The organism is Janthinobacterium sp. 61, from assembly GCF_002846335.1.
Taxonomy (GTDB): Bacteria; Pseudomonadota; Gammaproteobacteria; order Burkholderiales; family Burkholderiaceae_D; genus Janthinobacterium.
Map to the genome: position 1 here is coordinate 4,534,168 of NZ_PJMQ01000001.1, position 21,155 is coordinate 4,555,322.

The window sequence follows — 21,155 nt, forward strand, 5'->3', positions numbered from 1 at the left end:
TTAACGGTGCCGCGCATCGGCCGGGTCATCGCCGCAAACCAATACGCTAGTGAATTCGCCCTGCGAGCGCCGTCTTGACGACGGTGCTGGCATGCAGGGCACCTAATACGAAGATCGACTCGATGGTGGCCAGTGCCAATTCCACGGAGACGTCGCTGGCGATGCTGGCCAGTCCCAGCACCTGTATCTGCAGGCGCTGGCCGGCTGCCTGGATCGCTTCCAGGTCGGCGCGCGAATAATGCTGCATGCCCAATACCAGGCTTTTACGGGCGACGGTTTGTCTCACCACGTCGGCGTGGATACCCAGCTGGTTGCGTATGGCCGTACGGATCAGATCCGTGCGGTTGGAATAAAATCCCTCCTGGACCAGCAGATCGATCTGCCCCAGGTCGATTAGACCGAGATTGATCGTGATTTTCTCGGATTCCCCAATTTTGGGCTTGCTGTCTTGCTTGGCCATAAGTCTCCAAAAAACTCCATGTGGCATCCATTTGCCATCTATATGGATGGTAGTATAGTTGTGAAATATCTCAAGTCAAGCAGGATCTGGCCTGGTCGGGGTGTAGGACAAGGCCCGCTCAGAGTGAAAACGAGGCTTAAAATAAATGTGCGACAGTGATTTTTTAACTATGTTTTATTGTGAAAAATATGGTGATAAAGCCATTGCATGGCGATGCAGCGACTCGCCGGCATGGTTTCGCGGCATAATGAAAGCTTTAATGTTTACCGATGCCGCTCCATGATGGTCGATACCCTGCCAGCCGTTCCGCCCCCCCTGCCGTCACCGGTACCGTCGCCCTGTGTCAGCCTGTGCAAGATGAATCGCAACAGCGGCTTGTGCGAAGGCTGCATGCGTACGCTCGACGAGATCATCGCCTGGAGCAAGGCTGACGACGACTTCAAGCGCGCCGTATGGGCCGAATTGCCGGGACGCGAATCTTTGCTCGACTTCGAGCCCGACTACTGAGGAAGCCCATGCCGCGATCGCCAGCGCTGTTCCCCGATTCCATTCAGGTGTTCGAACGCGGCTGGCTGTCGTCAAACAACATCCTGTTCAAGGGCCGGGATGACACGGCCCTGATCGACAGCGGCTATGTCACGCATGCGCCGCAAACACTGGCCTTGCTGCGCCATAGCTTGCAAGGGCGACCGCTGGACCGCCTGTTCAACACCCATCTGCACTCCGACCATTGCGGCGGCAACGCACTGCTGCAAGCCGCATACGGCTGCCAGACGGCGATTCCCGTCTCGGAAGCGGACAAGGTACGCAGCTGGGATGTCGATGCCCTCAGTTTCCAGGCCACGGGCCAGCAATGTCCGCGCTTCGGCTTTGACGCTACTGTTTCGCCCGGCGACATCTTGACCCTGGCCGACCTGCGCTGGCAGGCACTGGGCGCGCCCGGCCATGATCCGCATTCATTGATCTTTTATTGTGCCGACGAGGGCATCCTCATTTCCGCCGACGCTCTGTGGGAAAACGGCTTCGGCGTGATCTTCCCTGAGCTAGACGGCCGCTCCGGTTTCAGCGAGGCGCGCGCCACCCTGGATCTGATCGCCAGCCTGGACGTGCGCGTCGTCATTCCCGGCCACGGACGACCGTTCCAGGACGCCGCCGGCGCCCTGCAGCGCGCCTATTCGCGCCTCGACTACCTGTCCTCCGATCCCGTGCGCAATGCGCAGAATGCCGTCAAGGTGCTACTGAAATTTTTGCTGCTGGAGCGTCAGCGCATCGCCATCGCCGCAATACCAGCGCTGTTGCGCGGCATGCCCATCTTCGTAGAGGCCAACCGGCGCTTCCTGCGCCAGGAGGCGGTCGCGCTGGCCGAGTGGACCGTCGCGCAGCTATGTAGAGCCGCAGCGGCGCGTGTTGAGGGTGAGTACTTGCTTAACGAGGGCTGAAACGGATAGGCGATAAATTCAGCACGACCGTACTTTTTCTGCACTATAATCAACGTTCAGTGTGTTTCTCATCCCGATCAACTTTCCAGCGAGTCCGCCATGGCATTGCCTGTTGCGTTGCAAAACCTCTCCTTACCCGTTATCGCTTCGCCGATGTTCATCGCCAGCGGCCCGGCCCTCGTCGCGGCGCAGTGCAAGGCCGGCATCGTCGGTTCCTTTCCTGCGCTGAACGCGCGTCCCGCCGAATTGCTCGACACCTGGCTCACGGATTTGCAAGCCGAACTGGCCGCCTTCCAGGCCGCCAATCCGGATAAAAAAGTGGGACCGATCGCCGTCAACCAGATCGTGCACCAGTCGAACGACCGCCTGGCGCATGACGTGGAAGTGTGCGTGAAACACCGGATACCCATCATCATTTCCTCGCTGCGCGCGCCGCCCAAGGAAATGCTCGACGCCATCCACAGCTATGGCGGCATCGTGCTGCACGATGTGATCTCGATCCGCCATGCGAAAAAGGCGCTGGAGGCGGGTGTCGACGGCTTGATACTGGTGGCCAGCGGCGCTGGCGGCCATGCGGGCACCCTGTCGCCGTTCGCGCTGGTGGGCGAAGTGCGCAAATTCTTTGACGGTCCGCTGGCGCTGTCGGGCTCCATTGCCACGGGCGACGCCGTGCTGGCCGCACAAGCCATGGGTGCTGATTTTGCCTACATCGGCTCGCGCTGGCTGGCGACCAAGGAATCGAACGTGAGCGACGGTTACCGCGACGCCATCGTTGAATCCGCCGCATCGGATATCGTCTACACGAACCTGTTTACGGGCGTGCACGGGAATTATCTGAAAAAATCGATTGTCGCGGCCGGACTCGATCCGGAAGCCTTGCCCGAAGCGGACAAGAGTTCGATGAATTTTGGCTCCGGCAGCGCCAAGGCCTGGCGCGACATCTGGGGCGCGGGCCAAGGCGTGGGCTTGATGGATGACGTGCCTAGCGTAGAAGAGATGGTGGCGCGCCTGAAGGCCGAATACGATGCGGCGCGCGCGCGGCTGAAGCTGTAACGCTGGTGGTAGTTGTCGGATTACGGCCTTTGGCCTAATCCGACCTACGCCACCAGGCACTGGTAGGTCGGATTAGCGCAGCGTCATCCGACAACCACCATTAATCACTCCTGCTTCAAATCCTCGGGCTTGATGGCCCACAGGCCTGGCAGGTTGCGCCAGTAGCCGTATGCATCCATGCCGAAGCCGACGACGAAGCGGTTCGGGATCACCAGGCCGACGATGTCCGCCTGCACGGGCTTTTTCTTCCCGATGGCTTTGTCTGCAAACACGGCCAGGATGACTTCCGAGGCGCCCATGTCCAGCAAACGCTGCTTGACGTGCGCCAGGGTTTCGCCTTCGTCGAGAATATCGTCGAGCACGATGACGGTGCGGCCCGCCACGTTCGAACGGGGGATGACTTTCCACACCACTTCGCCACCCTTGTCGTCGTCGCCGTAGCGGCTCACATGGATGTAGTCGAATTCGAGCGGGAAGCTCAGTTGCGGCAGCAGGTTGCCCGTGAAGACGACGGCGCCGCCCATCACGCCCAGCACCAGAGGGAATTCCTTGGAATCCTCCGCGTTGAAGCGCGTGTTGAGTACATCGGCCATGCGCGTGATCGACGCCTGCACGGTATCTTGGTCGAACAGCAATTCCGCGTTCTTGATCAGGTCACGGGCACGGTTGTGATGAAATTCTTGCATGGACTCTTGCATGGCGATGAATGGGGCTGATGGTCAATGCCGGTATTATCCCGCAAATTGGCCTTATTTGTAATCGCGCATGTCGTCAATGACCTTGCCATCCTGCGCCAGGCTGCCCACGGCCACCAGCACCACATCGCCGCGAAGCTTGGTCAGTTCGCGGATCGAGCCGATGATGGCTTCCACGCCGCTGGCGTCAAGCGGATCGTCGACTTCGCAATGCAAAGCCATCTCGTCGTTGGCCATGCGGCCAGACACCACCAGCCGCGCTTTTCTGATTTGCGGATGGCGGCGCGCGATTTCATGCACCTGCGACGGATGCACGAACATGGCGCGCACCTTGGTGGTCTGGTCGGCGCGTCCCATCCAGCCTTTGATGCGCGTATTCGTGCGCCCGCACGGCGAATCCGGCGCGTCCATCAGCACGGCCGACAGATCGCCCGTGGCGAAGCGGATCAGCGGATAGTCGGCATTGAAGACGGTGACGACGACTTCACCCACTTCACCCGGCCCGACGGGAATGCCGCTGCCCGGATGGACGATTTCAAGCAGCACGTTTTCGTCAACGACCATGCCCGGATTGAGCTTGCCATTGCTGGCCGTTTCATAGGCGATGCTGCCGATATCGGCCGAGGCATAGGTCTGGAACACGTGCGGCACGCCGTTCTCGGCAAACCAGCTGCGCAAGGATTCGGGCAAGGCTTCCGCTCCCATCAGGGCCTTGGTGACACTGCTGATGTCGGCGCCCATCTCGCGCGCCTTTTCGATGATCAGTTTCAGGAATGACGGCGTGCCGATGTAGGTGTCTGGCTTCAAGTCGACCATCGCCTGCACCTGCATTTCCGTCTGGCCGATGCCGGCCGGGATGACGGTACAGCCGATGCGTGCGGCGCCCCCTTCGACCATAAAGGCGGCTGGTGTGAAATGATACGAAAAACAGTTCTGCAGCAGGCCGCCGGCGCGCACGCCGGCCGCATACATGGGCCGCGCGAAGCGCCACCAGTCCGGGCCTGAGCCTTCCGGATCAAAGATGGGACCGGGCGAGACAAACACGCGTGCCAGGGCGTTCTTCGGCGTCGTATTCAAGCCGCCGAACGGCAAGGCATCTTGCTGCAACTGCTTGAGGTCGGACTTGCGCGTGACGGGCAGTTGCGCCAATGCGGTACGGCTGGTGATGTCGGCCGCGTTGACGCCATCGAGGATGCGGGCCCAGCCCGGCGCCTTTTGCGCGCGCGCGATAAGCTGCGGCAGGCCGGCCATCAATTCGCGTTCGCGCGCTTCGGGGGCGCGTGCTTCCAGACTGTCGAGCGTATCGGTCATGTTGCTGATTCTCCAATGTCACGTTGCATTTTTTTCGTCAGCCCCGTAAAAATCAGGCTGTATGAGCGCTGCAGCAGGGCCGCCATTTCCCCGTCGTCGAGTGCGTCGGGGCTGGCGATATGCACCCACTTGGCCCGCGCCAGGTACGGCGCCGGGCGGATGCCGGGGCGGTCCGTCAATTCCAGGAAGCGTTCCGCATCGACCTTGAAGCTCATGCCGCGCGTGCTGTGTGCTTCTGCGCCGCACAGCGCGAACAGTCGGCCACCGACGGAAAACGCCAGCACGTTCGTCCATTTGATGTCTTCTGTCGCGCCGGGAAAGGCGCGGCACACCTGCTTCGCTCGTTCCAGGTCCATGACGGCCGCTCCCGTGTCAGGCCAGCCAGCGCTTGCGGCGGCGGTAGAACTTCATGTCGCGGAAGCTCTTGCGTCCGGCGCTGGAGACGCCCAGATAAAATTCCTTGACGTCTTCGTTGCTGGCCAGTTCCTGGGCTTGTCCCTCCATCACGACCCGTCCGTTTTCCAGGATGTAGCCGAAGTCGGCGTAGCGCAGCGCCACGTTGGTGTTCTGCTCGGCCAGCAGGAACGACACGTTTTCCTTGTGGTTCAGGTCCTTGACGATGCCGAATATCTCTTCGACGATCTGGGGCGCGATGCCCATCGAGGGTTCGTCCAATAAAATCATCGACGGCTTGGCCATCAGGGCACGGCCAATGGCGCACATCTGCTGCTCGCCGCCCGAGGTATAACCGGCCTGGCTGCTGCGCCGTGTTTTCAGGCGCGGGAAATAGTGGTACACCTTCTCCAGCGCGTCTTTCAGCTCGCCGCGCGACAGGCTGCGCGTGTAGGCGCCCGTCAAGAGGTTTTCCTCGATGGTCAGGTGGCCGAAACAGTGGCGTCCTTCCATCACTTGCGACAGGCCCCGCTTGACCAGTTCATTCGGCGTCAATTGATCCACGCGTTCGCCCTTGAACTGGACCTCGCCCTTGGTGACGTCGCCGCGTTCGCCGCGCAGCAGGGTCGAGATGGTTTTCAGGGTGGTCGACTTGCCGGCGCCGTTGGCGCCCAGGAGCGCCACGATCTTGCCTTGCGGCACTTGCAGTGACACGCCCTTCAGGACCAGGATCACGTGGTCGTAGATGACTTCGATATTGTTCACCGACAGGTAGGGCGGTGGGGTGTCTGGTGTTTGCGTGGCAGTGGGTGTCATGGCTGCTTCGTTTTCATGTGATGTTGGTGCTTGTCGGATTACGCTACGCTAATCCGACCTACGTGGATGCGGCGTAGGTCGGATCAGGCCGCAGGCCGTAATCCGACACCACCCCGAAAGCCGCTTACTTCATGCACGCCGGCGTGATCTTCTTCTCTTCGGCATACTTGCCTGACGATTCATCGACCAGCTTGCGCACCAGGGCCTTGTCGCCGACGATCCACTTTGGCGTGATGGCAGTCCATTTCTTGCCATCCCACTGCTGCACCTTCACGGCGCCCGAACCTTCATGATCGTCGCAGCTGGTCTTCACGGTGGGGAACATGCCCAGCGCGCCGACGGCCTTCTGGCGCGCGTCGTCAACATTCAGGTTTTCCAGGCCCCAGCGCATTTGCTCGCCCGTGACCGGCTTGCCCTTGCCGAATTTTTCCTGCGCCACGCGGATCGCTTCCACCCACAGAATGCCGGCCGTCACGCCGCGCATGTGGTAGACGGAGCCGATGCGCGACTGGTCGGACAGGTTGCCCTTGCCGGACGCGTAGAGTTTTTTGCGGATGTCGTCGAGCACGGGGTAGTTGCCTGGCGTATTGAATGTCATCGCCGTGTAGCCCTTGGCCGCGTCACCCGATGGAATCGTGTCTTCCTCGGAGCCGGCCCACCAGACGCCCAGCATCTTGTCGCGCGGGAAGCCGTTGCGCTGCGCCGTCTTGATGGCAACGGAGTTCATCACGCCCCAGCCCCACAGGATCACGTGGTCCGGCTTGGCCTGGCGGATTTGCAGCCATTGCGATTGCTGTTCGCTGCCTGGCGGCGCGACGGGAATTTTCACCAGCTCGAAGCCGTACTGTTTCGACAGGGCTTCGAGCACAGGCAGCGGCTCCTTGCCAAAGGCCGAATCGTGGTACAGGTGGACGATTTTTTTCCCTTTCAGCTTGTCCATGCCGCCATCCTTGTCGCCCAGGTATTTGATCATGGCAGCGGCCTGGCTCCAGTAGCTGGAGATCAGCGGATAGACGTAGGGGAAGACCTTGCCGTTGGCGGCGTCCGAGCGGCCGTAGCCGATCATCGTCATGGGGATCTTGTCTTGCGCCACGCGGTCCAGAATGCCGTAGGCGACGCCTGTGGAGAGGGTTTCGACCAAAGTGGCGCCGCCCTGCTTGGTTTTCAGGCGTTCATAGCATTCGACGCCGCGCGAAGGGTTGTATTCGGTTTCGCATTCTTCCCAGCTGATCTTGACGCCATTGACGCCGCCGGCCTGGTTGACCAGGTTGAAGTAATCGATGATGCCGCCGTAGAAACCGGAACCGCCGGCCGCGTAAGGACCTACGCGGTAGGACGGCAGGGCGATGTACTGTTCCTTGTCCTGCGCCTGCGCGCTGCCGGCCATGGTGAGTGCTGCACTGGCGATGGCGGCGGCCAGCATGAGCGATTTGATGTGTTTCATTGTGTGTCTCCTCTTGTTTTATTTGATTTCAAGTCAACCGACATCAGACTGCAAGGTACAAATTCTTAGTGCGGGAAAGGCCAGAGGCGCAATTTCTCCTTCGCGATCTGCCACAGCCTGGCCAGGCCGTGCGGTTCGACGATCAGGAAGAAGATGATCAGCGCGCCGAACACCATCAGTTCCAGGTTCGAGGCCACGCTGGTCGGCAGTGCCAGACCATGCGCGATGGTGTTCAGGAAGACGGGCAGCAGTACGATGAAAGCCGCGCCCAGGAAGGAGCCGAGAATGGAGCCGACGCCGCCGATGATGATCATGAACAGGATGCGGAAGGACAGATCCAGGTTGTACGCTTCCGGTTCCACCGTGCCCAGGTAGGCATACGCATACAGGGCGCCCGCCACGCCGCAGTAAAACGAGCTGACGGCGAAAGCCAGCAGCTTGGTGCGCATCAGGCGAAAACCGATCACCTCGGCGGCCATGTCCATGTCGCGTACGGCCATCCACGAGCGGCCCACGTTCGAACGGATCATGTTCTTGGCCAGCAACGCCATGCCGGCCACGATAGCCAGTACCAGCAGGTATTTGCTTTGCGGCGTATCGAACTGGTAGCCGAGGATGGTCATTTTCTGTACCGTGATCACACCCGAGGAGCTGTAGTTGGTCAGGTACGGGATCTTGGTCAGGCACCAGACGACGAAAAACTGCGTCGCCAGCGTGGAGGCGGCCAGATAAAAGCCGCGGATGCGCAGGGAGGGCAGGCCGAAGGCGATGCCCACCATGGCCGCGCACAGGCCGCCCAGGATGAACGACACCAGAAGTGGTAATCCAGGCAGGCGGGCCATGAAGTTATACGAGGCAAATGCCCCCACGGCCATGAAGGCGGCCGTGCCCAGCGACAACTGGCCTGCGTAGCCGGTCAGGATGTTCAGGCCCAGTGCCGCCAGCGCGAAGATCAGGAAGGGAATCAGGATCGCCGACAACATGTAGGGCGAGGCAAAATACGGCAGGAGGAAGACGGCGACAAGCAGCGTGGCCGTCAGCGCCAGGCGGTCCTGGCGGATCGGGAAAATCTGGTTGTCAGCCTGGTAGCTGGTCTTGAATTGTCCTGCTTCACGGTAAATCATGGCGAGTCCTTTGCGATGGAGCGGTAGCGTTGTGCGTCGTGTGCATGGTGCGGCGGTGCGGCGTCAGATGCGCCGGATGATCTTCTCGCCAAACAGGCCTTCCGGGCGCACCAGCAGGAACAGCAGGGCCAGCACATACGGGAACCAGCCTTCGATGCCGCCGCCCACCATGGGGCCCAGGTAGACTTCGGCCAGCTTTTCCGATGCGCCGATGATCAGGCCACCGACGATGGCGCCCGGCACCGAGGTAAAGCCGCCGAGGATCAGCACCGGCAGCGCTTTCAAGGCGATGAAGGTGAGGGCGAACTGCACGCCGTTGCGCGCGCCCCACAGCAAGCCTGCCACCATGGCCACCAGGCCCGCCACGCCCCACACCACGGCCCAGATGCGCTGCAGCGGGATGCCGACCGCCAGTGCCGCCTGGTGGTCGTCGGCGACGGCGCGCAGGGCGCGGCCCACCTTGGTTTTCGAAAACAGCAGGGCCAGGCAGATCACCAGCAGTGCGCAAATGCCGGCCGCCATCAGGTCGAACTGCGAAATGTTGATGTCGAAGCGGTCCATCAGGAACTGCATTGGCACGTCTTCGATGGGCAAGTCCAGCTTGTGCACTTGCGAACCCCACATCAGCTGCGCCAGGCCTTCGATGAAAAAGGTCAGGCCGATGGTGGCCATGAACAGCGTGATTTCCGGCTGGTTGACGAGGGGCCGCAAGACCACCCTTTCAATCGCCATGCCCAACACGATCATGGTGAGCATCGTCAGCGGGATGGCCAGCCATAGCGACAGGCCGAACTTGTCCATGATGCCGACGCAGGTGAGGGCGGCGAAAAATACCATCGCTCCCTGCGCAAAATTGAACACGCCCGAGGCCTTGTAGATCAGGACAAACCCAATCGCCACCAGCGCGTACATGACGCCCGACAGCAGGCCGCCGATCAGCACTTCAAAGAAAAAATTGATATTCATACGGTGTCCAATGCGTCTTAGTGGGCCACGCCGAGATAGGCGTTGATGACATCCTGGTTGCTGCGCACCTCGTCGGGCGTGCCGTCGCCGATCTTCTTGCCGTAGTCGAGCACCACCACGCGGTCAGAGATATCCATCACCACGCCCATGTCGTGCTCGATCAGTACGATGGTCGTGCCCAGCTGGTCGTTGACGTCGAGGATGAAGCGGCACATGTCCTGCTTTTCTTCCACGTTCATGCCGGCCATCGGTTCATCCAGCAGCAGAATTTCCGGTTCGGCCACCAGCGCGCGGCCCAGTTCCACCCGCTTTTGCAAGCCATAGGGCAGGCGCCCCACGGGCGTCTTGCGGATGGCCTGGATTTCCAGGAAGTCGATGATCTCCTCGGCCTTTTTGCGGTGCTCGATTTCCTCGCGCCGCGCCGGACCCCAGTACAGGGCTTGCAAGAGGAAATTCGACTTCATCTTCAGGTTGCGCCCCGTCATGATGTTATCGAGCACCGTCATGCCCTTGAACAGGGCGATGTTCTGGAAGGTGCGCGCGATGCCGGACTTGGCGGCCGCGTAGCAATCCATGCCGCGCCGGTGCTCGCCCCGGTAAATGATCTCGCCCTGCTGCGGGCGGTACACGCCGTTGATCACGTTCAGCATCGAGCTCTTGCCGGCGCCGTTCGGGCCGATGATGGCGCGGATTTCATGCTGTTTCACGTCAAACGAGATGTCGGTCAGCGCTTTCACGCCGCCAAACGACAGCGAGATGTTCTTCAGGTCGAGGATCACGGGCCCCGTCTTGCGGGCCGTGCCGAAATGGGCGTCGGGTTCGTTCATTTGCATCGTGCTGTGCTCCATCATGCGGCCAGGCCCTGGGGCCGATACGTTTTGCTGTCCCAGATCTGCAGGTCGGCGCTGGTCGAACCGGTGCGGCCGTCCTCGAATTTCACCTGGGTCTCGATGTATTGCGTTGCCTTGCCTTCATACAGGGCGGAAATGAGCACCGCGTACTTTTCGGCGATGAATTTGCGGCGCACCTTGCGCGTGCGCGTCAGTTCGTCGTCGTCCGGGTCGAGTTCCTTGTGCAGCACCAGGAAGCGGTGCACCTGCGTGCGGTCCATCAAGGGGTCGGCCGCCAGTTCCGCGTTGACTTGCTCGATGCAGTCGCGGATCAAGCCGTAGGTTTCGGCGCGCGCCGCCAGATCGGTGTAGCCGGCATACGCGATGCCGCGCCGCTCGGACCAGTTGCCCACCGCTTCGATGTCGATGTTGATGAAGGCGCACACCTGGTCGCGCGCATGGCCGAAGGCCACCACTTCTTTGATGAAGGGGAAAAACTTGAGCTTGTTTTCGATATAGTTGGGCGCGAAGATGGCGCCGCACGTCAGCTTGCCGACGTCGGCCGCGCGGTCGATGATTTTCAGGTGGCCTTCGCTATCAAACACGCCAGCGTCTCCCGTATGGAAGTAGCCGTCGGCATCGATCACTTCGGCAGTGGCGTCGGGACGCTTGAAGTAGCCGCTCATGGTGGCCGGCGACTTCACCAGCACTTCGCCATTGGCCGCCAGTTTGACTTCCACGCCCGGTGCTGGCAAGCCCACGCTGTCGAACTTGATATTGCCATCCGGCTGCAGACACACATAGGCGCAGGTTTCGGTGGAACCGTACAACTGCTTGAGATTGACGCCGATGGAACGGTAGAAGCGGAACAGGTCGGGGCCGATGGCGGCGCCGGCCGTATAGGCGACGCGCACGCGCGACAGTCCCAGCACGTTTTTCAGGGGGCCGTAGACCAGCAGTTCGCCCAGCTTGTAGTTGAGGCGGTCCGCCAGCGACACGGGCTTGCCATCCAAAATCTGCGCGCCGCAGCGCTTGGCCACGTCCATGAAATGGCTGAACATGTGTCGCTTGATGCTGCTGGCGTCTTCCATGCGTATCATCACGCTGGTGAGCATGTTCTCAAACACGCGCGGCGGGGCAAAGTAGCAGGTGGGGCCGATTTCGCGCATGTCGATCATCACCGTGTCGCCCGATTCGGGGCAGTTGACGGTGAAGCCGGCAACCATGGCTTGCGCCAGCGAAAACAGGCAGTCGCCCACCCACGCCATGGGCAGGTAGGACAGGATGTCTTCGTCATCTGTGAGCTTGTCGAAGGCCACGCCGCCTTCGCCGGCGGCCAGCAGCGCTGTATGGCTCTGGCATACGCCCTTCGGCTTGCCCGTCGTGCCCGAGGTGTACAGGATGACGGCCGAATCGTGGCCAGCGCCGGCTTCCACCTGGGCCTCATAGAAGCCGGGATGTTCGCGGTCGTAGGCCCTGCCGAGCACCTGCAGGGCGGCAAAGGAGGTCAGCTCCGGCTGGCGGTAATGGCGCATGCCCCGTTCATCGTCGTAGGCGATGTGGGCAATGTGCGGGTACAGCGCTTTCAGTTCGAGCAGCTTGTCGACCTGCTCCTGGTCTTCGACGATGGCGTAGCGGATTTCCGCGTCCTGCAGTACGTAGGCCATGTCGGCGGCCGGCGCGTCCTGGTACAGGGGCACGGGCACTCCGCCCAGGCTTTGCGCGGCCAGCATGGCCCAGTACAGGCGGGGACGGTTGTCGCCGATGATGGCCAGGTTCATGCCGCGCCGGAAGCCGATGGCAGCCAGGCCGCAGGCCAGGGCGCGCACCTCGTCGTTAACCTCCAGCCAGGTCCAGGTTTGCCAGATACCCAGATGTTTTTCGCGAAATGCGGGCTTGTCGGATCGTACTGTCCCGTGTTGCAATAAGCGCCGCGGAAAAGTCGGCATCGTTGCTGTGGTAGTCGTTTGCACCAGTGTCTCCCTGTTGCTTGTCTCAGGCTCCATCTCGTTGGATGGCGCTCTGTGTTTTTATGTGTAAGGCGTTTGTGCAATGATAGTAGCTTGCGTTAGTTTGCCAAGTTGTCTTTTCGGGGACATTTACCCACTTTTCGATGGTGCATCGCACAATGACCTACCCTGATATCAGTTTGAAGGATGCCGTGCGCGCGGCCAACTGGGCGCAGCTGCTCGATCGCGTGCAAATGGCCCGGGTCGAGGCGGATGTGTTTGAAACCTTCGTGCCGAAAGGCGGTTTTGTCTGCCGCAAGGGCGAGCCGGTGGATAACTGGATCGGCGTCATCAGCGGCATGGTCAAGATGAATAATTTTTCCGCCTCCGGCAAGGCCATGACCTTCATCGGCGTGCCGCCCGGCAGCTGGTTTGGCGAAGGTTCATTGCTGAAGAATGAAATCCGCAAATACGACACCATGGCCCTGCGCGACACGCGCGTGGCGCGCCTGCCCAGCGCCACTTTCCACTGGCTACTGGAAACGAGTCTGCCATTCACGCGTTTCCTGTTGATGCAGCTGAACGAGCGCCTGGGCCAGTTCATCGGCATGGTGGAAAACGAGCGCTTGCTTGACCTGAACACGCGCGTGGCGCGCTGCCTGGCCTCGATGTTCAACTCGCACCTGTACCCTGGCGTCGATACGCTGGTGCAGTTGTCGCAGGAAGAGATTGGCCTGTTGTCGGGGTCCTCGCGCCAGCGCGCCAACCAGGCCTTGCAGGTGCTGGAAAAGAAAGGCTTGCTGCGCCTCGATTATGGCGGCATCCGCGTGCTGGACCTGGAAGGCTTGCGCCGCTACGAGGCCGATGATGGCGAATGAGGTCTCGCTCGACGACGTGCGGCACCTGACGGAACAGCACTATCAATCGTTCCTGCAGGCGCGCCTGGCCGGCGCAAAGGCGCTGGCGCGGCTGGATGCGGCGATGCAGGCACGCCATGCCCTGCTGCCCATGCCGATTACCCTGAGCGAACTGGCCTTGCTGCCGCAGTTGCGCGACGCCTCCTTGCTGGCGCTTGCCAGCTCACCGCACAGTGTTCACTGGAGCCGCGACGACATCGGCGCCACGGATCCCGCGCAGGTACTGGCCGACGACGCGGCGTATGCGGATTTTTCGCGCGCCATCCTGGAAGAAGCGGTTGCGCACATCGCGGCCATCCATGCCGGCCAGCTGCCGTATGTGGCCGATGCGGCCTTCGCTACGGCCGATTCCGGCGTGCTGGCGCGCGCCGCGCGGGTGGCTGCCTACCGCGACGAAGGCTGGTTCGCACCCGTCATCGCCACCTTGCTGCCGCAGGTGTGCGTGGCGCCCGGCACGGCCAAAAGCGCGCCGTCGCAGTCGCTGGCCATGGCCCTGGGTCATGGCGTGGAAACCATCCCGACGCAGGCCAGTTTGCAAGCCCTGCGCACAGCGCTGGAGCAGGTGCGCCACGCGGGCATCAGGAAAAAACTCGAACGCAACCTGAAACCGGCTGAAAAGGCGTTGCGGGTGCGCAGTGCCTTACCCGGGCTAATCGGGGTATCATAGGCGCTTCCCAGCACCGCTCTTTTCGTCCCCATGCAGACACCTGACCAAGCCACTCCCGCCTCCCGTTTGTCGCAACTGCGCAGCGCCATGCACGCGCAGCGCATCGACGCCTGCATCGTGCCATCGGCTGACCCGCATCTGTCCGAGTACCTGCCGGCCCGCTGGCAGGGCCGCGAGTGGCTGTCCGGCTTCACGGGTTCCGTCGGCACCCTGGTCGTGACGCAGGATTTTGCCGGCGTGTGGACCGATGGCCGCTACTGGGAACAGGCGGAAGACGAACTGGCCGGCAGCGGCATCGTCCTGAAAAAAATCCCTTCGGGCGCCAGCGTGCTGTATATCGACTGGCTGGGCGAGACCATGCAGCCGGGGCAGACGGTGGCCGTCGACGGCGCCGTGCTGGGCCTGGCCAATGCGCGCCTGCTGCAGCAGGCGCTGGGCGCGCAAGTGACCCTGCGCACGGACACCGATGTGCTGCAAGCCGTGTGGCCAGAGCGCCCGGCCATGCCCGCCGCGCCTGTGGTCGAGCATGCGGCCGGGTATCCATCGCTGTCGCGCACGGAAAAACTGGCGGCCCTGCGCGCCGGCATGGCGGCACATGGCGCCAGCCACCATGTGATTTCCACCCTCGACGATATCGCCTGGCTGTTCAATCTGCGCGGCGCGGACGTGAACTACAACCCCGTCTTCCTCGCGCATGCGCTGGTGGGTCCCGAGCGCGCCACCCTGTTCGTCGCCGACGGCAAGCTGCCCGCCGCGCTGCGCGCCACGCTGGAGAACCAAGGTGTGGACGTGGCCGCGTATGACCGCACAGCGGCCGCGCTGGCCGCCCTGCCTGATAGCGCTACCTTGCTGCTCGATCCGCGCCGCATCACGTTCGGCACGCGCCAGGCCGTGCCCGAGGGCGTGCGGGTGGTCGAAGCCATCAACCCGACCACCCTGGCCAAGTCGCGCAAGACGGATGCCGAAGCGGCGCACGTGCGCGCCACCATGGAACAGGACGGCGCAGCCCTGTGCGAGTTTTTCAGCTGGCTCGATGCCACTCTGGCCGACCCGCAGCGTGCACCGTTGACGGAGATCGGCATCGACGAACACCTGACGGCCGCCCGCGCCCGCCGCACCGGTTTTGTCAGCCCCAGCTTCGGCACCATCGCCGGCTTCAATGCGCATGGCGCCATCATGCATTACCACGCGCATGCGGGCACGGAAGCAACAATCGAAGGCGACGGCTTGCTGCTGATCGACTCGGGCGGCCAGTATTGGGGCGGCACCACGGATATCACACGGGTGGTCCCCGTCGGCACGATCACGGCCGAGCACAGGCGCGATTTCACCCTGGTCTTGCGCAGCATGATCGCCCTGTCGCGTGCGCAGTTTCCGCGCGGCGTGAAGTCGCCCATGCTCGATGCGATTGCGCGCGCACCGCTATGGGCCGAGGGCATCGACTTTGGCCATGGCACAGGGCACGGCGTGGGCTTTTTCCTGAATGTCCATGAAGGCCCGCAATCGATTTCCCAGTCTGCCATGCCGGAGCCGCAGACAGCCATGGAGACAGGCATGATCACCTCCATCGAACCGGGCATCTACCGTCCCGGCCAGTGGGGCATCCGCATCGAAAACCTGGTGCTCAACGTCCCCGCTGCGTCTTCGCAGTTCGGCGACTTCCTGCGTTTTGAAACGTTGACCCTGTGCCCGATCGACACGCGCTGCGTGGAACGGTCGCTGCTGCGCGACGACGAGGCGGCCTGGCTTAACGACTACCACGCCACCGTGCGCGCGCGCCTGTCGCCGCACCTGGCGGGCGACGCGCTGGCATGGCTGGAACAGCGCACGGGAGCCATCTGATGCGCTCGACCCGCGCCACTTCCGCCATCGAGCGGCTCAAGGAACGCACCGGCCACCGCCTCTACACGATGGCGCGCACGGGCGATGAACTGTTCTTCCTCACCGAAGGCCCGGGCTTGCCGCCCCTGTGCCCGCCGCTGGAGCTGGATGCCTTTGTCGCCTTCGTGAATGGGCTGGGACCGCAAAAGGCGCGCCGCGTCAGCAAGCTCGACGTGGCGTTTGAAAAGCAGCTGACCAAAAAGCCCTAGATGCCGACCATCGACTTCCTGCGCGCCTACTGGTCGCCGGCCGAGCTGGCGACGAATGGCGTGATCCTGCTGAACCTGCTTGGCGCGCTGCTGCTGGGCTTGCTTGTGGGTTACGAGCGTTCATATCACGGGCGCGCGGCGGGCATGCGTACCTACAGCCTGGTCTGCATGGCCTCGGCGGCGCTGACGGTGCTGGGCGGCTATCCCGAGTTCTGGTACGGAGGCCATGGCGCCATCGTCGGCAGCGACCCCACACGTGTCATCCAGGGTATCGTCACGGGGGTGGGCTTTCTGGGCGCCGGCGTCATCATGCGCGAGGGCTTCAATATCAGCGGCCTGACGACGGCTGCCTCGATCTGGGCCTCGTCCGTGATCGGCATCATGGTCGGCATCGGCTTTTATCTGTCGGCCATGGGTCTGGCCTTCCTGTGCGCGATGGCGATGATTTTTCTGTCAAAATTGGAGAACTGGCTGCCGTCGCGCCACGCAGTGGCCATCACCATGCGCTTCAAGCAAGGCTTTGTTCCGCGCGAAGATGCGTTGCGGCGCATGGCCGCCAAGCGCGGTTATGACATTGCCGGCGGCTCGCTGACGATCGGCAGCACCGACGGCATGCAGGAATGGCGCTTTGTCGCCATCGCGCATGGCAAGAATACCGGCGCCAGCCTGTCGGCCATGTCGGCCGAACTGGCCGCCTTCGAAGGCATCGCCGGCTTCCAGCTGTCGCACGCACGCAACTGAAAAGGATGGACATGGACGCACAGGCCCAAGACGTACTCGATTTCTGGTTCCTGCCGCCGGATAACCCTGGCTACGGCCAGTCGCGCATGGAATGGTTTCGCAAGGATGACGCCTTCGACGCGCGGATAGGTGCGCGTTTCGGCGCGCTGATCGATGCGGCCGTCGAGGGCGGCTTGCACGCGTGGAACGCGACGCCGCACGGCGCGCTGGCGCACCTCATCGTGCTCGATCAGTTCACGCGCAATGTGTACCGTGGCACGCCGCGCGCCTTTGCCGGCGATAGCCAGGCGCTGGCGCTGGCCGTCACCTTGACGCAAGCAGGGCAGGACCAGCAGCTGCCGCCGATGCTGCGCGCCTTTGCCTACCTGCCGTTCGAACACGCGGAAGACCTGGCCATGCAGGCGCGCGCCGTCGAGCTGTTCCAGCTGCTGTCGCAGGCGCAGCCCGGTTTTGAAAGCATGCTCGATTATGCGCAGCGTCACCAGGAAGTGATCGCCCGCTTTGGCCGCTTCCCCCACCGTAACGCCATTCTCGGCCGGCCCTCCACGCCGGAAGAAGTGGAGTTCCTGCGCCAGCCCGGTTCCAGCTTTTAGGTAGTCATGAACGTCACACTGAATATCATCGGCGCCGGCCATGTGGGCCGCGTGCTGGGCCGCCTGTTCGCCGGCGTGGAAAGTACGAACGGCGGAAAAATCCTGGTGCAGGACGTGCTGACGCGCTCGTTGGCGTCGGCGCAGGCGGCCGTGGATTTCATGGGCGCCGGCACCGCCGTCGCCAGCTATGCGGCCTTGCGGCGCGCCGACGTCACCATGCTGGCTGTGGCGGACGACCAGATCGGCCCGGCCTGCGCGGCGCTGGTGGCCGAGGGACGCCAGGCGGGCGCCATCGTGTTCCACTGCAGCGGTGCGCTGGCCTCCAGCGTGCTGCTGGCGGCCACGCAGGCCGGTGCATCGGTGGCCAGCGCGCACCCGATCCGCAGCTTTGCCGACCCGCAGCAGGTGGCCGCCACCTTTGACGGCACGTTTTGCGGCGTTGAAGGCGATCCGCTGGCGCTGGCCTTCCTCACGCCAGCCTTGATCGCCATCGGAGCGCGTCCCGTGCCCATCGATCCGGCCGCCAAGACCCTGTATCACGCCGCTGCCGTCTTCGCCAGCAATTACCTGGTGACCGTGCTCGATGCCGCGCTGCGCGCCTACCAGGCAGCCGGTATCCCGGAACCGGTGGCGCGCGAACTGGCGCAGCCCCTGGTGACGGAAGCGGTGGCCAATGTATTTCGCCTGGGCGCCGCGCCCGCGCTGTCCGGCCCCATCGCACGGGGGGACTCGGCCACCGTGCAACGCCAGCAGATGGCGGTGCAAAGCTGGGATGCCGCCACGGGTGAGTTGTACCGCGCGCTGGTGGCGCCCACGCAAGATCTGGCAAGGCGCAAGCGCGAGGGATGAATCAGGCGGCGTGCACGCCGTTGCGTCCCTGCTGTTTTGCCTGATACAGCGCGCTGTCGGCGCGTGAAAAGAAAGCTGACTCGCTTTCGTCGGGCCGGTATTCGGCCACGCCCAGGCTGATCGTCACGGGTAGCTGCGGCTCGGGCAGGCCGAAATCGTGCTCCTCGACGGCGGCGCGCAGGCTTTCCGCCACTTCCACCGCTTTGGCCAGGCTGCAGTTATTCAGCAGCACCAGGTATTCCTCGCCGCCCCAGCGCGTGATGACATCGCTTTCGCGTACGGTGGCGCGCGCCACGTCGGCCACGCCACGGATGACCTTGTCGCCCCACAGGTGGCCGTGGGTATCGTTGACGCGCTTGAAAAAATCGATGTCGAACAGGATGGCCGACATCGGTTGCGCCGTGCGCTTGGACAAGAGCATGGCGCGCTGGAACAGCAATTCCAGCGATTGGCGGTTCAGCAAGCCCGTCAGCGCATCCGTCGAGGCGATGCGTTCGATGCGGCGCTGGTAGCGGTTCACCGTCAGCAAGGTCAGCACCAGTACCAGCAGGGTCACGCCAAAGCTGATGGCCAGATTCAGGATGAACACGCCCTGCAGCGACTTGACTTCGTCGCTGACATTCTGCTCGACCACCAGGTACCAGCCCAGTTCGGGAATGAAACGCGAGTTGACGAGGATTTGCGCGTGGCCCAGCTGGTACGACAGATGCGTCGGTGCGCTCTGGTGGTTGATGATCTGGTCGGCAATGGCGTTTACGCCTGGCAATTTGCGGATGTTGCCGTGACCTTCGCGCATGGTCTTGCCCGATAGCACCAGGCTGCCTGCGCCGTCGACAAAATAGATGTTGCGGTGGAAGCGTACCTGGTAGCGGTCGATGATGTGGCTCATGGTGTCCAGGGTCAGGCCAATGCCGGTGGCGCCGATGAACTGGCCGTTGTAATCGACCACGCGATGGTTGATGAAGATGGTCATGCTGTCACGGTTGGCCATGTCCACATCGACATTGGTTTCATAATCGGTGCTGTCCATGGCGCGCACGCGGTAGTACCAGATGTCGCGCGTCGCTTCCGGGCTGACGGATTTCAGGGTGCCTTCCGCATAATAGTATTTGCTGCTCTTGTCCGAGACGAGAAAGCTGGTGATGGCGCCGTACTTCTTCTTGACTTCGGCCAGGTAGCGCACGATCTGCGCCGGCTTGCTTTCGCCGGCGAGTATCCAGTCGCGCACGAAGGTGTCGTGCGCCATCAGCGACGAGATGAAGACGGGGCGCAGCATGTCCTTCTGGATTTCGGAATAAATATTGTCGCCCGTCAGAGGCAAGGTCTGGTCGGCGATGCCATGCTCGATGGCCTGGCGCGAGGCCAGATAGCTGGCCAGGCTGGTGGCCATGAAGCCCGCGCCCAGGATCAGGGTCAGGAGGATGAGCAAGCGGTACTTGATCGACAGAAGGCGCATGGAGACGAGGAAGTGGCAGGCGGGAAGGCAATCTTTACGCTAGCCAAAAGTATGCAGCAGGCCGGGTATTGGCGCAATGATAACTGGCTTTATTGATAATTTACGCTTGTGTATGCAACAAGATAACCACGACTTACCAAATAAAAGTGCCGATTTGTCGACAAAGATGCAAATTAGCAATAAGATTTGACGAGGGGAATCATTGCGCACCGCCCCTGTCTTGCCGCCCGTTTTCGGCGCAGGACATCACGCGCAGGGAGTGTTGTATGTTATTTTTAAAGAGTACGTCTGTCAGCAAGGCCCCCGGCATTTATGAAGTCGACATCGCCGCCAAACCACCTGGCAAGACCTTTGGCGTTTTTCTCGCCACCGATCCCGATCATCCACCGCATGCCTTGCTGGGACAATTGAAGGCGCTCGGCTACGAGAACACCTATAGTTCGCCCTACCTGCACAAGGATGCGGGCAAGGTGCTGGACCTGCATTTCCAGAAGGATGGCACGGATATCTTCAAGGGCTGGAAAACCGAAGAATGCACGCATAACCTGGCAGCCATCACTGCCCTGTTCGAGGAGCACGGCATCACTATCGCGCCGCGTGTCATGTCGATGGCCGAAGCCTACGCCTGATTGGCGTTGTCGATAGTTTCAACCCACCTCCACGCCGATGTGATACAGCGCCCACGGGCAACTGGCGAAACGCTGGGCCAGGGGCAGCGCCGCCACGGCTGCGATGCGGTCGGCATCATGGATGGCCCATAGCGGCCCCAGGCCGCCCAGCGCCATCGCCTGCCCGTCCAGGTGGGTGGCGACAATAAAGCGCTGGGCGCGCGCCTGTACCACGGTCAGCGCCGCCGCATAGCCATCCACGGCGCGCAGCAGCAGGCGTACATTATCTCCCTCCGGGGCGCCCGCCTCCTTCAGGACATCGACCAGCAGCGGCCCGCGCAGGGCATGCGCCTTGCCGTCGTATTCCAGGGTGGGGTGGATGGTGCGCGCCGGCAAGTTCGCCAGCGCCGCGAAGTCGAAGGCCCGCGCCCGTTCAAAACTGATCTTTTGCTTGTGCATCATCTGGTCGCGCACGGCGTCGAAGGGGCCACGGTTGGGCTTGTCTATGCTGCCTGTGATGGTCAGCAGGGCAGGACCGCGCGGGCCGGCGGGCGCCGACCGGGCGATGGCGGGCAGGGCCGCAGCGGCCATGCCGGCGGCGAGAAACTGGCGTTTGTGCATGCACCTCTCCTCTTGACTGAAAAACGCTAATGCTCTTAAGTCTATCTTAAGTTCGCTCAACGGTGCGTATTTTATGGTTATTGTCAGTTTGGAATGTTCACTTACATCTTGTCACAGTTCTTACGGGATCGAG

Annotated in this window: 23 protein-coding genes; 11 read left to right on the forward strand and 12 right to left on the reverse strand. The window is 62.3% G+C overall.

Features of this window, described 5'->3' with window-relative positions; all coding sequences use genetic code 11:
* Positions 1 to 46 precede the first annotated feature (46 nt).
* Positions 47 to 460: a CopG family transcriptional regulator gene (locus tag CLU92_RS20520; RefSeq protein WP_101483396.1), complete on the reverse strand. Its 414-nt coding sequence runs from the start codon at positions 458 to 460 to the stop codon at positions 47 to 49.
* Positions 461 to 739: 279 nt separating this feature from the next.
* Between CLU92_RS20520 and CLU92_RS20525 the strand changes: the two genes are divergently transcribed.
* The 3 genes from CLU92_RS20525 to CLU92_RS20535 all read left to right on the forward strand — a co-directional run bounded on the left by CLU92_RS20525 (position 740) and on the right by CLU92_RS20535 (position 2,952).
* On the forward strand, positions 740 to 967 hold the full coding sequence (locus CLU92_RS20525; RefSeq protein WP_373918434.1) for a DUF1289 domain-containing protein: 228 nt from the start codon (positions 740 to 742) through the stop codon (positions 965 to 967).
* A gap of 8 nt (positions 968 to 975) precedes the next feature.
* Entirely contained in the window at positions 976 to 1,899 is a 924-nt protein-coding gene (locus CLU92_RS20530; protein ID WP_101483397.1) for an MBL fold metallo-hydrolase, read from the forward strand.
* Between the two features lie 99 nt (positions 1,900 to 1,998).
* Positions 1,999 to 2,952: a nitronate monooxygenase family protein gene (locus CLU92_RS20535; RefSeq protein ID WP_101483398.1), complete on the forward strand. Its 954-nt coding sequence runs from the start codon at positions 1,999 to 2,001 to the stop codon at positions 2,950 to 2,952.
* A gap of 104 nt (positions 2,953 to 3,056) precedes the next feature.
* Here the strand turns inward: CLU92_RS20535 and CLU92_RS20540 are convergent, their stop codons facing one another.
* The 9 genes from CLU92_RS20540 to CLU92_RS20580 all read right to left on the reverse strand — a co-directional run bounded on the left by CLU92_RS20540 (position 3,057) and on the right by CLU92_RS20580 (position 12,480).
* Positions 3,057 to 3,638 carry a hypoxanthine-guanine phosphoribosyltransferase gene (locus tag CLU92_RS20540; protein WP_035823544.1) on the reverse strand — a complete coding sequence of 194 codons (582 nt, stop codon included), beginning with the start codon at positions 3,636 to 3,638 and terminating at the stop codon, positions 3,057 to 3,059.
* 63 nt (positions 3,639 to 3,701) lie between these two features.
* Positions 3,702 to 4,958 carry a phenylacetate--CoA ligase family protein gene (locus tag CLU92_RS20545; RefSeq protein WP_101483399.1) on the reverse strand — a complete coding sequence of 419 codons (1,257 nt, stop codon included), beginning with the start codon at positions 4,956 to 4,958 and terminating at the stop codon, positions 3,702 to 3,704.
* Complete coding sequence (locus CLU92_RS20550; protein ID WP_101483400.1) at positions 4,955 to 5,314, reverse strand: MmcQ/YjbR family DNA-binding protein; 360 nt, start codon at positions 5,312 to 5,314, stop codon at positions 4,955 to 4,957. Before CLU92_RS20550 ends, CLU92_RS20545 begins: the two co-directional genes overlap by 4 nt.
* Before the next feature lie 16 nt (positions 5,315 to 5,330).
* Positions 5,331 to 6,167: an ABC transporter ATP-binding protein gene (locus tag CLU92_RS20555; RefSeq protein ID WP_071079964.1), complete on the reverse strand. Its 837-nt coding sequence runs from the start codon at positions 6,165 to 6,167 to the stop codon at positions 5,331 to 5,333.
* Positions 6,168 to 6,291: 124 nt separating this feature from the next.
* Complete coding sequence (locus CLU92_RS20560) at positions 6,292 to 7,611, reverse strand: ABC transporter substrate-binding protein (protein WP_101483401.1); 1,320 nt, start codon at positions 7,609 to 7,611, stop codon at positions 6,292 to 6,294.
* 65 nt (positions 7,612 to 7,676) lie between these two features.
* The gene (locus CLU92_RS20565; protein ID WP_034752817.1) at positions 7,677 to 8,735 is read right to left on the reverse strand and encodes a branched-chain amino acid ABC transporter permease; all 1,059 of its coding nucleotides are present in this window, start codon (positions 8,733 to 8,735) and stop codon (positions 7,677 to 7,679) included.
* Positions 8,736 to 8,798: 63 nt separating this feature from the next.
* A complete protein-coding gene (locus CLU92_RS20570) occupies positions 8,799 to 9,695 on the reverse strand; it encodes a branched-chain amino acid ABC transporter permease (protein ID WP_198521486.1) in 897 nt (298 codons plus the stop codon).
* Positions 9,696 to 9,718: 23 nt separating this feature from the next.
* Entirely contained in the window at positions 9,719 to 10,534 is an 816-nt protein-coding gene (locus CLU92_RS20575; RefSeq protein WP_029496076.1) for an ABC transporter ATP-binding protein, read from the reverse strand.
* Between the two features lie 14 nt (positions 10,535 to 10,548).
* Positions 10,549 to 12,480 carry an AMP-binding protein gene (locus CLU92_RS20580; RefSeq protein ID WP_101483402.1) on the reverse strand — a complete coding sequence of 644 codons (1,932 nt, stop codon included), beginning with the start codon at positions 12,478 to 12,480 and terminating at the stop codon, positions 10,549 to 10,551.
* Between the two features lie 179 nt (positions 12,481 to 12,659).
* Here CLU92_RS20580 and CLU92_RS20585 point away from each other — a divergent pair, with 179 nt between their 5' ends.
* Genes CLU92_RS20585 through CLU92_RS20615 form a run of 7 tightly spaced genes read left to right on the forward strand, consistent with a single transcriptional unit; the run spans position 12,660 to position 18,337 of the window.
* Positions 12,660 to 13,358: a Crp/Fnr family transcriptional regulator gene (locus CLU92_RS20585; RefSeq protein WP_101483403.1), complete on the forward strand. Its 699-nt coding sequence runs from the start codon at positions 12,660 to 12,662 to the stop codon at positions 13,356 to 13,358.
* Positions 13,345 to 14,064 (forward strand): hypothetical protein, encoded by a 720-nt coding sequence (locus CLU92_RS20590; RefSeq protein ID WP_101483404.1) that lies wholly within the window; start codon positions 13,345 to 13,347, stop codon positions 14,062 to 14,064. Before CLU92_RS20585 ends, CLU92_RS20590 begins: the two co-directional genes overlap by 14 nt.
* A 30-nt stretch (positions 14,065 to 14,094) precedes the next feature.
* Complete coding sequence (locus CLU92_RS20595; RefSeq protein ID WP_101483405.1) at positions 14,095 to 15,906, forward strand: aminopeptidase P family protein; 1,812 nt, start codon at positions 14,095 to 14,097, stop codon at positions 15,904 to 15,906.
* Complete coding sequence (locus tag CLU92_RS20600; RefSeq protein WP_071079957.1) at positions 15,906 to 16,154, forward strand: hypothetical protein; 249 nt, start codon at positions 15,906 to 15,908, stop codon at positions 16,152 to 16,154. Before CLU92_RS20595 ends, CLU92_RS20600 begins: the two co-directional genes overlap by 1 nt.
* The gene (locus CLU92_RS20605) at positions 16,155 to 16,895 is read left to right on the forward strand and encodes an MgtC/SapB family protein (protein ID WP_101483406.1); all 741 of its coding nucleotides are present in this window, start codon (positions 16,155 to 16,157) and stop codon (positions 16,893 to 16,895) included.
* A gap of 5 nt (positions 16,896 to 16,900) precedes the next feature.
* Positions 16,901 to 17,488 carry a DUF924 family protein gene (locus CLU92_RS20610; RefSeq protein ID WP_101483407.1) on the forward strand — a complete coding sequence of 196 codons (588 nt, stop codon included), beginning with the start codon at positions 16,901 to 16,903 and terminating at the stop codon, positions 17,486 to 17,488.
* 6 nt (positions 17,489 to 17,494) lie between these two features.
* Positions 17,495 to 18,337: a Rossmann-like and DUF2520 domain-containing protein gene (locus CLU92_RS20615; RefSeq protein WP_101483408.1), complete on the forward strand. Its 843-nt coding sequence runs from the start codon at positions 17,495 to 17,497 to the stop codon at positions 18,335 to 18,337.
* Between the two features lies 1 nt (position 18,338).
* On the opposite strand, the gene CLU92_RS20620 is transcribed toward CLU92_RS20615, so the two are convergent.
* Positions 18,339 to 19,793 carry a sensor domain-containing diguanylate cyclase gene (locus CLU92_RS20620; protein WP_101483409.1) on the reverse strand — a complete coding sequence of 485 codons (1,455 nt, stop codon included), beginning with the start codon at positions 19,791 to 19,793 and terminating at the stop codon, positions 18,339 to 18,341.
* 266 nt (positions 19,794 to 20,059) lie between these two features.
* On the opposite strand from CLU92_RS20620, the gene CLU92_RS20625 reads away from it, so the two are divergent.
* The gene (locus tag CLU92_RS20625; RefSeq protein ID WP_101483410.1) at positions 20,060 to 20,422 is read left to right on the forward strand and encodes a hypothetical protein; all 363 of its coding nucleotides are present in this window, start codon (positions 20,060 to 20,062) and stop codon (positions 20,420 to 20,422) included.
* A gap of 18 nt (positions 20,423 to 20,440) precedes the next feature.
* On the opposite strand, the gene CLU92_RS20630 is transcribed toward CLU92_RS20625, so the two are convergent.
* Positions 20,441 to 21,022, reverse strand: coding sequence for a molybdopterin-dependent oxidoreductase (locus CLU92_RS20630; protein ID WP_101483411.1), 582 nt, complete (start codon positions 21,020 to 21,022; stop codon positions 20,441 to 20,443).
* Between the last annotated feature and the right edge of the window lie 133 nt (positions 21,023 to 21,155).

Excerpts from the sequence above, each read along its gene's own strand:
- CLU92_RS20630 (WP_101483411.1), bottom strand. The coding sequence starts at position 21,022 with ATGCACAAACGCCAGTTTCTCGCCGCCGGCATGGCCGCTGCGGCCCTG.
- CLU92_RS20580 (WP_101483402.1), bottom strand. The coding sequence starts at position 12,480 with ATGCCGACTTTTCCGCGGCGCTTATTGCAACACGGGACAGTACGATCC.
- CLU92_RS20625 (WP_101483410.1), top strand. The coding sequence starts at position 20,060 with ATGTTATTTTTAAAGAGTACGTCTGTCAGCAAGGCCCCCGGCATTTAT.
- CLU92_RS20575 (WP_029496076.1), bottom strand. The coding sequence starts at position 10,534 with ATGCAAATGAACGAACCCGACGCCCATTTCGGCACGGCCCGCAAGACG.
- CLU92_RS20540 (WP_035823544.1), bottom strand. The coding sequence starts at position 3,638 with ATGCAAGAATTTCATCACAACCGTGCCCGTGACCTGATCAAGAACGCG.
- CLU92_RS20595 (WP_101483405.1), top strand. The coding sequence starts at position 14,095 with ATGCAGACACCTGACCAAGCCACTCCCGCCTCCCGTTTGTCGCAACTG.
- CLU92_RS20530 (WP_101483397.1), top strand. The coding sequence starts at position 976 with ATGCCGCGATCGCCAGCGCTGTTCCCCGATTCCATTCAGGTGTTCGAA.
- CLU92_RS20610 (WP_101483407.1), top strand. The coding sequence starts at position 16,901 with ATGGACATGGACGCACAGGCCCAAGACGTACTCGATTTCTGGTTCCTG.
- CLU92_RS20605 (WP_101483406.1), top strand. The coding sequence starts at position 16,155 with ATGCCGACCATCGACTTCCTGCGCGCCTACTGGTCGCCGGCCGAGCTG.
- CLU92_RS20620 (WP_101483409.1), bottom strand. The coding sequence starts at position 19,793 with ATGCGCCTTCTGTCGATCAAGTACCGCTTGCTCATCCTCCTGACCCTG.
- CLU92_RS20560 (WP_101483401.1), bottom strand. The coding sequence starts at position 7,611 with ATGAAACACATCAAATCGCTCATGCTGGCCGCCGCCATCGCCAGTGCA.
- CLU92_RS20545 (WP_101483399.1), bottom strand. The coding sequence starts at position 4,958 with ATGACCGATACGCTCGACAGTCTGGAAGCACGCGCCCCCGAAGCGCGC.
- CLU92_RS20585 (WP_101483403.1), top strand. The coding sequence starts at position 12,660 with ATGACCTACCCTGATATCAGTTTGAAGGATGCCGTGCGCGCGGCCAAC.
- CLU92_RS20550 (WP_101483400.1), bottom strand. The coding sequence starts at position 5,314 with ATGGACCTGGAACGAGCGAAGCAGGTGTGCCGCGCCTTTCCCGGCGCG.
- CLU92_RS20525 (WP_373918434.1), top strand. The coding sequence starts at position 740 with ATGATGGTCGATACCCTGCCAGCCGTTCCGCCCCCCCTGCCGTCACCG.
- CLU92_RS20535 (WP_101483398.1), top strand. The coding sequence starts at position 1,999 with ATGGCATTGCCTGTTGCGTTGCAAAACCTCTCCTTACCCGTTATCGCT.
- CLU92_RS20600 (WP_071079957.1), top strand. The coding sequence starts at position 15,906 with ATGCGCTCGACCCGCGCCACTTCCGCCATCGAGCGGCTCAAGGAACGC.
- CLU92_RS20590 (WP_101483404.1), top strand. The coding sequence starts at position 13,345 with ATGATGGCGAATGAGGTCTCGCTCGACGACGTGCGGCACCTGACGGAA.
- CLU92_RS20615 (WP_101483408.1), top strand. The coding sequence starts at position 17,495 with ATGAACGTCACACTGAATATCATCGGCGCCGGCCATGTGGGCCGCGTG.
- CLU92_RS20555 (WP_071079964.1), bottom strand. The coding sequence starts at position 6,167 with ATGACACCCACTGCCACGCAAACACCAGACACCCCACCGCCCTACCTG.
- CLU92_RS20520 (WP_101483396.1), bottom strand. The coding sequence starts at position 460 with ATGGCCAAGCAAGACAGCAAGCCCAAAATTGGGGAATCCGAGAAAATC.
- CLU92_RS20565 (WP_034752817.1), bottom strand. The coding sequence starts at position 8,735 with ATGATTTACCGTGAAGCAGGACAATTCAAGACCAGCTACCAGGCTGAC.